We start from the raw sequence: 12,839 nt of genomic DNA, 5'->3' as shown, positions 1-12,839 counted from the left end.
CTTAACCTATTTCGTCCGTATAATCCATAACAAGATACATTAAAGTCTCTTGGTCAGTGGGATTGGAATACTCGTGCGAAACATCTGCTTTAAAAAACACAGAATCTTTTTGGTCAAGTTCCACAACTTTTTCACCAACACGTAACCGTAGTTTGCCGGAAACAACAACCAAGTTTTCAGTGGTTCCTGTTTTATGTGGTTCGGCAACTTCATGTCCACCTGGTTTTAAAATCAGTTCATAGAATTCTGTTTTACGATTTCCAAGGAAAGGGAAAAGAGCACGGCTTGCAAAAACTTTGGAATTGGAATACAGAACTTTTGAGTTTTCTGCTTTGAGGATATGAATTCCGTCTTGGTTCTTTTCTTTTAAGAGTTCGGAAAAAGGAACATTGAGTCCGTTTGCAATTTTCCATAACACAGAAATTGTCGGAACCGATTTTCCTTGTTCGATTTGCGATAACATCGCGCGGCTCACACCACATCGGTTTGCGAGTTTGTCCAAAGAAAAACCTTTTGTATGGCGGATGAGTTTCAGATTTTCTTTGACGACATCTGTTATATAATCGCCAGATTCTGAAATCAATTGGTCTATTCCGTCACTCGGTTGCTCTACTTTACTTACCATTGTCCAAGCGTCCAATATAACAGAGGTACTGTCAAGAAACTATCGCCTCGGCCTTTCTTTTTTCTCTTCAATCACGAAGACCGGTGGGAGTTTGAGGCCTTGCGGAAATTTTTTATGAATTTCTTTGGCCGATCCTCGGAAGCTGGTTTCGTTTGCCATGGAAATTCCTAGGGCTAAAAAAATCTGACGGTCTCCGGGAAGGATTTTTGCCAAGGTTTCTAGGCAGTGTTTGGCCCGGTAAGCTGTTTCATAAAAGGCGATCGTGATCCCAAGACCTATGTATTGTTTGAGAGTTCGTTCTCTTTCCTTTTCTTCTCGGGGTAAAAATCCCAAAAAAAGGAAAGGGGAGGTGGCAAACCCAGAACTGGTTAGGGCTGCAATGAGGGCCGTTGGGCCCGGAGCCGAACGAACATCCACTCCCATCTCCCAAGCAAGGGGGACAAGCCATTTGCCCGGATCTTCCAGGCCTGGACTTCCCGAATCAGAAATGAGGCAGGTTCTTTTGGTGGTTGCCAGTTTCATTCCGATTTCATCCATTTCCTTGCGGGAAGTGTGTTCGTTCAGTAGATCAAAGGGTTTTGTAATTCCTAACTTCTTTAAAAAAGTAGAAGTAGTCCGTTGTTCTTCCCCGATGATCCAGTCGGCCTCTTCTAACAAGGTTTTGGTGCGAGGAGGGATGTCTTCATCATTCCCAATAGAGTTTGATACTAAATAGAGTCGGTTCATATCACCTCAAGCCAATACAGGAGGAAAGGTAAAGTAAGGTTGGATATAAATTCCTTTGGCGCTGCAAGCTTTGGCAAACTCAGGGTTGTCCCGGTTGATGGCCACTGCCATTTGTTTGGCACTACAAAGCATGGGATAGTCATTAAAGGAATCACCGAAGGCAAGGTCTGGATACACACCGATTCTTTCTTCGATGGCTTTTACTTTTCCTTCCCCATAAGTATAAGGTTCAATGAGTTTGTGAGAGTATTTCCCATCTTCACCTAACTCTTGTTTCATTCCAATCACTTTGGATTCTTCGACAGGAAAAAGATGAGCAATGGCAGCAATCCCTGGTTCCGGGGAAGCAGTCACAATATAAACAGTCCAATGGTGGAAGTTTAAATAAGCAATGAGGTCTTTCATTTCCACTTGAGGAAACACACCGGAATCACGATCAGGAAGGTTCACTCTTTCCCAAGTGCGTCTAGACACTTCGTAGTATTCTTTTTGGTTCATCCCTTCAAAGATAAAACTAGTCCAACGGTATCCTTTTTCAATTCCGTATTCTTTTAATTGGTAAGTGTATTCTTCCCAAACCAATCTTTCTTTTTCGGTAGGATCTAGTTTGGAATGATCTTTCCATGTTTCTTTATCGCGAAAAAAATCAGACAGGTCTTTTGGTACATAAACAAGTCCACCATGAAGTAGTTCTTCCATGATTTTTTCGCCGAAGTCGTTACGGATGAGAGTGTTATCGAAATCAAAACAGGCGATGCCTGGCGCTTTTGGTATGATGGTTGTCAGACGGTTGAAAATTTCATCCGTCCAACTGTTCTTTGTCAGGTTCGTCACTAATACTTAGTCTGCAAATCCAACGACGCTTGTGGCAACTCCTTCTTCATAGGGAGTGAGAAAGTTTTCTGGATTGAGATACACATTGTGGAATCGGACTTCAAAATGGACATGGGGGCCAGTGGACTTTCCGGTATTTCCAGAGAGAGCAATGATTTGTCCCTTACGAACGACATCTCCCGGTTTTACGAGTAACTCTTGGTTGTGTCCGTAAACTGTATGGAAGTGGTTCATGTCATGGTGGTAGATTTTGACGGCAAGGCCATAGTCACCACTCCGACCAGATTCTTCGACCACTCCGTCTGCTGCTGCAAGGACGATGGAGTTTTTAGGAATGGCGATGTCTAGACCCGTATGCCAGGTGTTCCAACGCCTTCCAATCCGAGAAGAAATCCGAGATTTGTGATTGGGAAGAACGGGCCAAATGAATTGGTCGATAGGAGATTCTACGGTTTCACGAAAGAGTTCTTTTTCTTGGAGCCCTCGCATGTATTCAGAGGAATAAGGAAAAAAGATAGGGCGTTTCAAACGTGCCAGATCGGATTCCTTTAGGTTGTTGATCTCCATTACCTCTTGGGCTAGGATTCCAAACTCAGATGCTTTCTCAAGAAGGCTTTTTTTCTCAAGCTTTAGGTCGACCCAAAGGCCCCACTGCTCGTTATAACGTTGGAAGACATGGTTGTCCAAAAATACTGGACCATTTTTTTGCTTCTGGTAGGCCGCGTATGCGGAGTAGGTCACTACAAACAGGATTAGGACTAGAATGATATAGTAACTTCGGTTTCGCTTCATCTCATTTCGCCTCAAAAACTATGGTGCAATGCCAAATTCTCACGGGGCCCCGTTCGGTCAAGGGGAACCATCGAGGAATCCGCCCCAATCATGGCATTTATGTGACATAACATTGTGGCTAGTTTTCAGGTCATTCCTTTTTCTTTTGGGGAAATGATTAGGGAACGTCGTTCAAGAGGGTTGTTTGCAAAATCCTACCAGAAAGATTCTGGTAGGAGGGTGATTTTGTTCGGTTCGGATTGTTAAATTTGGATTAGGCGGCCTGGGCTTTCTGTCCACTCGTGCGGTAGAGGTAGATTCCCGCCACAAGAAGGCAAACAATCCCAATCGCATAGTAATGCCAAGTCACGCCAAAGTAGGCAATCACTAGAAATCCAAAAAGAAGCCTTGTGATTTCCATCGCTCCAGCCCAAGACTTTCCTTCAATGAGGGCATTGATGGCGAGTAGAGACAGAGTCACCCAAACGGTCACAAGGATTTGGGAGACCAGCGCGAATTTTCCCACAAAGAGAAGGAAGGCAAAAGACAAAAGGAGGACGAGAACAAACCAAGTGGTTGTATAGGTTCTGACTTCTGGCCCAGGTTTCGGATCATACTTATGGAAAGTCGCAGGACTTACTTCCGGAATCGGTAAAAATCCGGCTGGTTTTGAACTTTCTCTTGGATACCAACCTGGCGGTTTGAAAAATACCTTAATTTTATCTAGGAAATAGGGAGCACTGGCCGCTTGTTTGATCAGTTCCCAATAGTAATGGATATTGGCATAAACCGGATTGAAACTACGAAGGGGTTTGACCGTTCCATACACACAAGGTTCTGTTTCTTCACGGAAAGTTCCAAACATCCGATCAAAAATGATAAAGATCCCACCATGGTTTTTATCTATATAGATGGGGTTGATCGCATGGTGGACGCGGTGATGAGAAGGAGTGGAAAGAAGGTATTCTCCAATCTTTCCAATTTTACCCACAGCTTTGGTATGTACCCAGAATTGGTAAATGAGGTTGATTTGTCCACTGGCCAGATACATCCAAGGATGGAATCCGATAAGAGCCAACGGAACATAGAAAATCCAAGAGACAATTCCACCGAGACCTGTTTGGCGGAGAGCCACAACTAAATTGTATTCTTCGCTGTGGTGGTGGATGACATGGCCTGCCCAAAGGATATTGACTTCGTGAGCCAACCGGTGGGACCAGTAGTAACAAAAGTCCTGGCCAACAATACAAAGAACCCAAGCCCAAGGGTTGGTGAGAGCAAATTCAAAAAAACGAAAATGTTCGTAGATATAGAAATACGCGAAGAGTCCGATCCCTTTTTGGAAAAGTCCCCAAATTTGGGAGATGATTCCTGTGCTTAGATCGGCGATGGAATCGTTCAGCCGGTAGAGGGCTTTGTTTTTGCGGTATCCGATGTAAACTTCGATTCCAATCAGAAGGAAGAATACGGGGATGGCGTACGTGACTATGGGCGGAGGTGTAAAATTCTCGAACATGGCGGAAATGATTTTGCCATCATTTTGACAAATAGTCAAGTAAATGTTGACCCAAAGTCAGAAATTGTTCACGGTTCAATTCTTCTGGTCTGGCGGTGGGTGGAATTTCTGCCGACTGGATGGCCTTCCCTAATGCTTCCCGAAACACTGGGTCTTCAGAAAAAGGAGATTCGCGAAGGCTTACCTGAATTTGTTTTCGTTTTCCCCAAAAGAGTGTGCGAAGCATCCGAGACCAGAGTTCTACTTCTCTTTCGGTTTCTAGCCGCCATTCCTTTGGTTTTGATTGGCTTTTGGGTTTCAAAAGGATGAGAGCAGAATGGATTTTGGGAATGGGAAAAAAACAGTTTTTGTGGACAGTTTTCAGATACTTCACATCGCAAAAGGCGGAGAGAAAAACAGATAAAGACGAGGTTTCTTTCACAAGGCGTTCGGCAAATTCCTTTTGCACCATAAAAATCCCGCCTTGGAAATTCCTACAATGGATGACAAGGGTATTGATGATTTCCGTTGTTAGGTGATAAGGCAAATTTCCAAATACAAAAACTTTCTCTTGGTAAATATGAAAAAGATTATCTAAAGCATCTCCCTCAAGTAACAAAGCTTTGGGAAACTTAGGTAAAATTTCATCTTTGGCCAATTGGATATAAGCATGATCGATTTCGAAGAGGTAGGTTTTTTTGTCCAAACCGAGAACGGGATAAGTTAAAGTTCCAAGACCAATTCCAATTTCTGCCAAACTTAGATCATTAGTTAACAAAGATTCTGCGGACTTGACAATAAAATCGACTATGTTCTGGTCAATGAGGAAGTTTTGTCCAAATTTCTTTTGGGCACGAATGCCTTTGGCTTCAAAGAAGGTCTGGATATTGGAGATGGTGGCGTAGGGGGATTTCAAAATGATCCTCAACGAGTATCATTTTCCAGGCAGTAGAAATCCCAAGTAGTTTTTGGTATTGGATCCATTCTTTCGCTTCCTTTTTTTTCCATGGAGGAAAGTCCAAAAGTAGGATTCCCTTCCAACCTTGGTTGGTTTGGGATTTGTCGGCCTCTCTTGTTTGTTTTAAAAATCTTTGTATGGTCTTTGGGTTTCCATCAAAACGAATGATGGAAAAAAGGGGATTCATATCTGACCCGAGAATTTCTTTTTCTTTGGGTCGGATGGGTAATTGGAATTTTTGGATCCATTCCATATCTTGGTTTGTTCCGTGCCAGAAAACGTCTGTTATTTGGTGTTTGGACATCTGGGAAAGGATTCCAGATAAACATGATTCTGATTCAAACGATATTTTTTTGGGTGGGGGAAAACCAGAAGAGGATTCTATTAGTTTTTTGGAATAACAAGTTCCAAAAATATACAAATGATCCTCCAGACGAATGGACAGATTCCCCTTTGCTAGTTTGGTTTCAAAACTGGGGATTTTTTCTCTGGGAAAGAAAAACGAAAAACCAAAAAACAAACAAGGGAGAAGATAAAGAGAAGTTTTTAAAATGGCCCAGTTTCGGATGCGGAGTTTGGGGTAAAAAGTAAAACAGAGAATGATAAAAATAGAAATCAAACAAAGTCCTTTTGGAACCACGGCCCAGGTTTGATAACCTCGCCCGTAGGTTGCCAATGCGGAAAATAGTTTTAGAAAGATAGAAAGTGCGAAAGAAGTAGGAACCCAAATCCAAGAAGAAAGTGATTCTACAAGAAATGTGGGAACAATGCTTTGTAAAAACAAACTCAAATACAGGATGGGTAAAAGGATTCCCGCAATAGGAACTAACAAAAAATTGATCCCAATCCCTCCAAAAGAAAATGATCGAAAATAAAAAACTAGGATCGGGAAACTACAGAGGGAACAAGCGAGTGTTAAATGAAGGTTTTCTTTGAATAAAGATTTTGATTTGGGGAGGAAACAAAAATCAAAACTAGGTTTGATAAAAAATATTCCAAATACAGCTCCAAAAGATAATAAAAATCCAATACTTAAAAAATCATAAAAAAGAAAAAAAGCAATGGAGGCAGAAGAAATCACAAGTAAATCTGTCGGCCCAATTTTTCTATAAAACAAGGAAGCCGTGAGAGATAAAAAAACAAATAAATAGGCACGTAAAAAAGAAACAGGAAAATCCAAAGCTGCCAGATAGAGAAAACCGATTCCTAAAGAAAGTAAAAGGGAAATCCATTTTTGTTTTGAAAAACAAAGATTTCCAAAAAACTGTAAAGAACCAATAAAAATTCCTAAATGTAGGCCGGAAGCAGCAAACAAATGTAAGATGCCTGATTCTTTTGCCATTTCTTTGAAACTCGGCGGAATTTCTTTTGTGGATCCAGTGACAAAACCCATTATGATGCGAGATTCAAATTTACTGAGTGGAGATTTTTTGATTTGGGTTTCTAAATAGGAGCGAAAGAGGGGATTAATGGTTCTTGGACGTGGACTTGCCTGTACATTGGCAAAGAACAAAAATACGAGAGAAGAAAGGATACAAAGGTAAATTCTTTTGTCTACAGTGTGGGAAGTTTTTCTTGGAAGGATGGAATAGAAGATGAGTAGGCCGAGAGAAAATAGGATGAGAAGAGAATGAAACCCTGGAAAACGGCACCCGAGTTTTTGAAAAAAAGCAGTCCCACAAATTCCCAAACAGAACCAACCGAAATCGGATCTGGGGAGTAAGTAAATCTCCGGTTTCATAACCGAAAGAGGTATTTAAAAACTGAAGTTGGTTCTTTAGAAACTAAAAAGGATAAATGCCGAGTGTTTTTCGAACGTCTTCTAATTTGGCTTCGGCAACTGCTTTTGCTTTTTCTTTTCCTTCTTTTAGAACCTCATGCACATAATCTAAGTTTTGTGCCAGTTCTTCGCGTTTTACTCGGAAAGGGGCAAAATGATTTAGAATGGAATCAAGGAGATCTTTTTTGAGATCTCCATATCCCACCCCACCTCGTTTGTATTTTTCCATTTGGGTCTCTTTTTCTTTTGGAGTGAGAAAAAGAGAATGGATTTGGAAAATAACAGAGGTTTCTAGATCTTTTGGTTCTTCCACCGCGCGCGAATCACTGACAATCGACATCACTTTCTTTTTGATTTCTTTTTCGGTTCCAAAGAAGTCGATGGTGTTTTGGTAAGACTTGGACATCTTTGCTCCATCAACTCCCGGTATTGTCGCCGTGTTTTCATCAATGTCTGGTTCTGGGATACTTAAAACCTGTCCAAACTGAGTGTTGAATCTTTCTGCGATGTCACGAGCAAATTCCAAATGTTGTTTTTGGTCTTTTCCTACGGGAACTTTTTCTGCAGAAAAAAGTAAGATATCACTTGCCATGAGTACTGGATATGTAAAAAGTCCGGCACCTGGAACAAAACCTTTTGCCACTTTGTCTTTAAAGGAATGGGCCAGTTGTAATTGAGACACTGTGATGGATTGGGATAGATACCAAGTAAGTTCTGTCACTTGGGGAACATCACTTTGAACCCAAAAAACAGATTTTTTCGGATCGACACCTAGTGCTAGTAAGTCGATCGCACATTCTAAGGTGAAGGTTTTTAATTCTTCTTTGGATCGGAATGTTGTGAGTGCATGTAAGTTTGCAATGAAAAGAAACAAATCTTCTTTGGATTGGTAGTCCAAGATTTTTTTGATCGCAGAAAAATAATTACCTAAATGAAGTTTGCCTGAGGGTTGTAATCCAGTAAGGACTCTCATGTTTCTCCTTCTGTATCGGAAAGGTCGATTGGATCTGATGTATTTTTGTTTTCGGAAGATTCTGAACTTGAACTATCACCATCAGCTTCTTTATTGAATGTAGAGTAGGTGAGCCTTTCGTATTCTTTGTTTAACTTGATGAGTTCTTGTTCGATTTTTCGATGTGCTGTGAGTTTGGATGTGGTTGCAGGATCTTTGAAGATGACTGCATAATTGTATAAATACTTTGTAAATTGAACGAAAACATCTTCCACTTTCATCCCATTGATTCTTTCTTTAGCCACAACTGATTTGTCAAAATGTGGGATGAACCTTTGGGCAATTTTTACTTCTTCGATGACTTTGTCTTTCGTAGAAACAATTTTATCGTTCACTTTCCCTTTGGCTTCTGTGGCTTTTGCCATTAAATGGTTTTCTACGATGATGTTGAGTTTTCCTGCAAAACTTCCAAAAAATTCGGATGATTCTTGTAAGGCGAGGACAATGGTTCCTGCTATTTGATCGTTTGCAGCATTTCCTGTGCTGTTGTCCATTCCATACTGTTGGAAACTATACTGGAAACTTGGGAATTTTTTATTAAAATTATCAATGGTTCGGACGAGGGAGTTAAGTTGGTCAATTTCGTTTCTAAAAAGGCCCGGTTGGATGAGGAGGAGTTCTTGGTTTTGGTTTTTATCACCAAGACGAACGTATCCTTCGATTAAGTTGATGTATACTGTTTGTAAATCTCTTAATAATAAATAAACCAGTCTATGTGGTTGTGATTTATAACTATTTTTGACGGTTTGGCTTTTTGCCGATTCTGGCATATGGTGAGCCATAAAATCATCTACAACTACATTCAAAAAATCGAAACTGATTTTCCCTTTGTCATCAATAGAAAAATAACGTGTGCGTAGATTCTGAAGTTCTTCTTTTTTAAAAGATCTTGTGTTGATATCGTCAGATAATTTAGCAACAGTGATCTCCACTTCTTTTTGGATTTCACGAGCTGCCTGGAATTTATGTTCTTGGATAGGAGGAACACGTAAATCAGTAATGATTTCTGGCCAAGTGAACATTTTTTTCTTTGCTACAATATAAAATGCAGTAATAGCATCAGATAACTTGGGTTTGGTGTTTTCTAAATTGAGAGCGTAGTTCACACCTTCCATGATTTTGCTCAGTTTTGGCGTGAGTTTGTCATCCATTTTAACAATGTCAGGAAGGTTTGAAAGGATGATGTCGTTTGCATCGTTTCTTTGAAGAAAACGAACATAAAACATCTGCATTTTGAGAGAACGTTCTAAAAAGATATCGGCGGATATTTTATCTAAGATGAGAGCATCCAGTGATGCAAATGCGTTAAAGAACTTATTAAAATTATTAATGATATTATAAACTAGTGGAGTCCAAATCCTCCAACCTTGTTGTTCGGAAACACGAAGGGCTTGGATGGTGGGAATGAGGACATCTTCCTTCATCCCCCGGAAGAGTTTTTCCACATTGTTGGAAATCGTAGGGTTCCTGCCAAAAAGTCCAATGTCAATGGTTCCTGTGTCTTTCCCAAATTTACCAATGGAGTTGTTTGGGTTTCCAGCTCCACCGCCAAATAATCCAGCAAGTAAACCGCCACCTTGTCTTTGTTCAATGGCTCTTTTTTTTGCTGGGTTTTGTTTTTGTTTGGCACTATCGACTGTGACTAAATCGCTAGAACGTTTTGGTTTTGGATCGGGAGTTTGTGTGCGAGAAATGACTTCTCTTCTTGGTTGTTCTTTTTCAGGAAGACCACGGTCTCTATTGTCTTCTTTTTTCGGTTTGTTTTTACTTTCGAAATCCTCATCCACTTTTCGGATGAGATCAATACGAATGAATACGTCGTTTGATTTTAAAATGGCCTCATCGATGAGTTGTTGGTGTTCCGGTGTCCGCGTTTTACGGTACAAGTCGGCAAAAACTCTATGTGCTTCTGTACGGGAGACCGGGGTCACAATCACTCCTTTTGGTTGAGAGGGTTCTCAACAATTTGTGAGCTTGTGGGAGGTTGGAAGTTGAACAGTCCCGTTCCAAGACCAATGTTCGTGGCAATGCCAGAGAAAGCCACTTCAGTAATTTCTTCGTCGGAACGTTTCATTTTGAGTACACGAGGAAGGTCGTTATCGGAAACAACCAAGATAATTTCATTATAACGCTTTGTATTAGAAGTAAGACGAAAAGTTCTGCCACTTACCGACACATTTTCGTATCCAGAAAGTAGTCCCCCAAGGCCTCCGGAAACACCTTTTAGATCCTGTTTTCCCGCAATCGATGAATCTGGGTTGTAAAACCACAAAATTCTACCGTTGGAGGAAATGATCCGTCCGTCACTGAAACGAGCATGGAGTTGGTTTGGGCTTTTGAAGGAAACAACACCAGTCAGTCCACCATTGATGGTAACCGAGGCGCGAAAACTTTCGAGTGAATTCATTTTGCCTATGACGGCATTCAGGCGATCTCTTCCATCCTCTGCCCAAAGGATACCCGTTTGGACAGAGAAAAGGAGAACGATCGAAAATTTGGGAAGGATATTCCTCAAAGTTTGATGGTTCGTATTGGGATTAACCCAATACTTTTTTGAACTCAGAAGTAAGTGCAGGCACTACTTCGAAAAGGTCAGCAACAACACCGTAAGTCGCTACTTTGAAAATAGGAGCATCTCCATCTTTGTTGATGGCAACGATGTATTTAGAAGATCCCATACCCGCTAAGTGTTGGATGGCTCCGGAGATACCGCAAGCAATGTAACAGTTAGGGGAGACAGTTTTTCCTGTTTGTCCTACTTGGTGTGAGTGAGAAATCCATCCTGCATCCACAGTCGCACGGGAAGCACCAAGTGCTGCGCCGAGTGTGTCAGCTAAGTCTTGGATGATTGGCCAGTTTTCTGGTCCTTTGATTCCGCGTCCGCCAGATACAATGATAGAAGCATCAGCAAGTTGTACTTTGTTTCCACCAGAAAGATCTTTAGAGAGAGACTTAGTTCTTACTTCGCCTGCTGCTGCACCAGATTTTTCTACTGCACCCGCTCCGTCTTTTGGAGTTACTTCTTGGGAGTTTGCACGTACTGTAAAGATTTGGATGTCAGAAGTTACTTTGAAATTTGCATACGCTTTTCCAGAGTAAATTGGTTTCTTTGCTACTACTTTACCACCGTCAACAGAAAGAGCCACTGCATCAGCAACGATTCCAGCATTTGCTTTGATCGCTACTCTTGCGGAGTATTCTTTTCCTTGTGCGGAGTGTGGTAGAAGAACCACTGCTGGTTTTTTCTCTTGGATGATTGCAAAAATTCCATTTGCATAACCTTCAGGAGAAAATTCACCAAGGTTTGCACCGATTACTGTATCAGCACCAACCGCTTTCAAATCACCAGCAAACGTATCAACGTTGTCAGTAATGATTACTGTATGAACTTTACCACCAATGGAGTCCGCAATTTTGCGAGCTGCAGAAGTGAGTTCTTTTGAGATTTTTTTAAGTTCGCCGTTTTTTAATTCACCAACTACTAAAACATCAGCCATGTTCGTCTCCTTAGATGACCTTCGCTTCTTCGCGAAGAGCTTTTACAAGTTGAGATGCAAAACCTGCTGCATCTGCTGCTTCCAGTTTTCGACCAGCGATACGTGGAGGAGGTGGTTCGAGAGATACAACTTCGAGTTTAGATCCAGTTGCTCCGAGTTCTTCCGGTTTTTTAACATCTACCGGTTTTTTCTTCGCAGACATGATCCCTTTCAAACTTGGGTATCTTGGTTCGTTCAATCCTTTTTGAGCAGTGACAGCTAGAGGAGCTGTAGTTTCTACGACTTCAGTTCCACCTTCGATTTCGCGAGTTGCAGTCACTTTGTTTCCGTCAAACTCAAGTTTGAGGGCCATAGCAACGTGAGGAACATTCAATCTCTCTGCAATTTGAACGACAACTTGTGAGCTGTCAGTATCGATGGATTGACGACCACCAATCACTACATCTGCATTTTCAGCTTTGATGAGGTTTGCAAGAAGTTCGGAAGTGTATGTAGAGTCGAAAGTTACGTAGTCATCCACTTTTACATGAACGGCTCTGTCTACACCCATAGCGTAGGCAGTACGAAGTGCTTCTACGGCGCGGTCTGGGCCGAGGGACACTGCGATGACTTCTCCACCGCTTTTTTCACGAATTCTAATTCCCTCTTCGATAGCAAATTCATCATAAGGAGAGATGATCCATTTTACGCCAGCTTCGTTGATCGATTTGTCGCCGACTTTGATATTGGTTTCCGTGTCCGGAACCTGTTTTACTAGAACAACAATTTTCATTCCTTAACCCCGTTTTCGTGGATTACCTTAGACCAGAAAACGGGAGCGAAGTCATAAGGGAAGTACATTATTCTCTCCAGAACGTGTATTTGCTCCAATTGTAGGCCCAAATTACCCAAAGGATGACAACAAGGACGTTGGCGTCACTCTGGAGGTAGAAGGAAAATCCTAAGGTTAGGGGATAGAGGAGGAAAAGGGAAAATCCGATGAGAAGGACTAAATGGTGAGTGGATTTCCAATCTTTTGTGGCTGTTTGGATTTGCAGGAGGAGATTTGGTTCGGGATTGGGAACTAGTTTTCGAAATCGGAAAGCATAAAGTAAGACAAATAACAAAAGGGCAAACGAATGGACGATGAGTAACCACATAA

13 protein-coding genes are annotated in these 12,839 nt (G+C 41.5%); all 13 read right to left on the bottom strand.

Annotated features, from left to right (window positions below; translation table 11 throughout):
- Position 1: 1 nt before the first annotated feature.
- The 13 genes from EHQ16_RS00400 to EHQ16_RS00340 all read right to left on the bottom strand — a co-directional run bounded on the left by EHQ16_RS00400 (position 2) and on the right by EHQ16_RS00340 (position 12,837).
- Positions 2–625, bottom strand: a complete 624-nt coding sequence (locus tag EHQ16_RS00400) for a helix-turn-helix domain-containing protein (protein ID WP_135600852.1) — start codon at positions 623–625, stop codon at positions 2–4.
- Positions 626–664: 39 nt separating this feature from the next.
- A complete protein-coding gene (rsmI, locus tag EHQ16_RS00395) occupies positions 665–1,351 on the bottom strand; it encodes a 16S rRNA (cytidine(1402)-2'-O)-methyltransferase (protein WP_135637538.1) in 687 nt (228 codons plus the stop codon).
- A 6-nt stretch (positions 1,352–1,357) separates the two neighbouring features.
- Positions 1,358–2,185, bottom strand: a complete 828-nt coding sequence (locus EHQ16_RS00390; protein ID WP_135637536.1) for an HAD family hydrolase — start codon at positions 2,183–2,185, stop codon at positions 1,358–1,360.
- Between the two features lie 6 nt (positions 2,186–2,191).
- Positions 2,192–2,977 carry a M23 family metallopeptidase gene (locus tag EHQ16_RS00385; RefSeq protein WP_135637534.1) on the bottom strand — a complete coding sequence of 262 codons (786 nt, stop codon included), beginning with the start codon at positions 2,975–2,977 and terminating at the stop codon, positions 2,192–2,194.
- A gap of 253 nt (positions 2,978–3,230) precedes the next feature.
- Positions 3,231–4,472 carry a sterol desaturase family protein gene (locus EHQ16_RS00380; RefSeq protein WP_135637533.1) on the bottom strand — a complete coding sequence of 414 codons (1,242 nt, stop codon included), beginning with the start codon at positions 4,470–4,472 and terminating at the stop codon, positions 3,231–3,233.
- 19 nt (positions 4,473–4,491) lie between these two features.
- Complete coding sequence (gene rsmA / locus EHQ16_RS00375; RefSeq protein ID WP_135637531.1) at positions 4,492–5,367, bottom strand: 16S rRNA (adenine(1518)-N(6)/adenine(1519)-N(6))-dimethyltransferase RsmA; 876 nt, start codon at positions 5,365–5,367, stop codon at positions 4,492–4,494.
- Positions 5,321–7,150, bottom strand: coding sequence for a ComEC/Rec2 family competence protein (locus EHQ16_RS00370; RefSeq protein WP_135637529.1), 1,830 nt, complete (start codon positions 7,148–7,150; stop codon positions 5,321–5,323). Before EHQ16_RS00370 ends, rsmA begins: the two co-directional genes overlap by 47 nt.
- Positions 7,151–7,193: 43 nt before the next feature.
- Positions 7,194–8,162, bottom strand: a complete 969-nt coding sequence (gene trpS, locus EHQ16_RS00365; protein WP_135637527.1) for a tryptophan--tRNA ligase — start codon at positions 8,160–8,162, stop codon at positions 7,194–7,196.
- Positions 8,159–10,132 carry a hypothetical protein gene (locus EHQ16_RS00360; protein ID WP_135637525.1) on the bottom strand — a complete coding sequence of 658 codons (1,974 nt, stop codon included), beginning with the start codon at positions 10,130–10,132 and terminating at the stop codon, positions 8,159–8,161. The genes trpS and EHQ16_RS00360 overlap by 4 nt, the downstream gene beginning before the upstream one ends.
- 2 nt (positions 10,133–10,134) lie before the next feature.
- Complete coding sequence (locus EHQ16_RS00355; RefSeq protein ID WP_135637523.1) at positions 10,135–10,716, bottom strand: LolA family protein; 582 nt, start codon at positions 10,714–10,716, stop codon at positions 10,135–10,137.
- A gap of 22 nt (positions 10,717–10,738) precedes the next feature.
- The gene (locus EHQ16_RS00350) at positions 10,739–11,698 is read right to left on the bottom strand and encodes an electron transfer flavoprotein subunit alpha/FixB family protein (RefSeq protein ID WP_135637521.1); all 960 of its coding nucleotides are present in this window, start codon (positions 11,696–11,698) and stop codon (positions 10,739–10,741) included.
- 10 nt (positions 11,699–11,708) lie between these two features.
- Positions 11,709–12,470, bottom strand: coding sequence for an electron transfer flavoprotein subunit beta/FixA family protein (locus EHQ16_RS00345; RefSeq protein WP_135600841.1), 762 nt, complete (start codon positions 12,468–12,470; stop codon positions 11,709–11,711).
- A 67-nt stretch (positions 12,471–12,537) separates the two neighbouring features.
- On the bottom strand, positions 12,538–12,837 hold the full coding sequence (locus tag EHQ16_RS00340) for an LIC10362 family protein (protein ID WP_135637519.1): 300 nt from the start codon (positions 12,835–12,837) through the stop codon (positions 12,538–12,540).
- Positions 12,838–12,839: the final 2 nt, after the last annotated feature.

The sequence above is a fragment of the Leptospira kanakyensis genome (assembly GCF_004769235.1).
GTDB lineage: Bacteria > Spirochaetota > Leptospiria > Leptospirales > Leptospiraceae > Leptospira_A > Leptospira_A kanakyensis.
The sequence above is the reverse complement of the archived record's forward strand: the minus strand, read 5'-3'. Positions and strand labels throughout refer to the sequence as shown.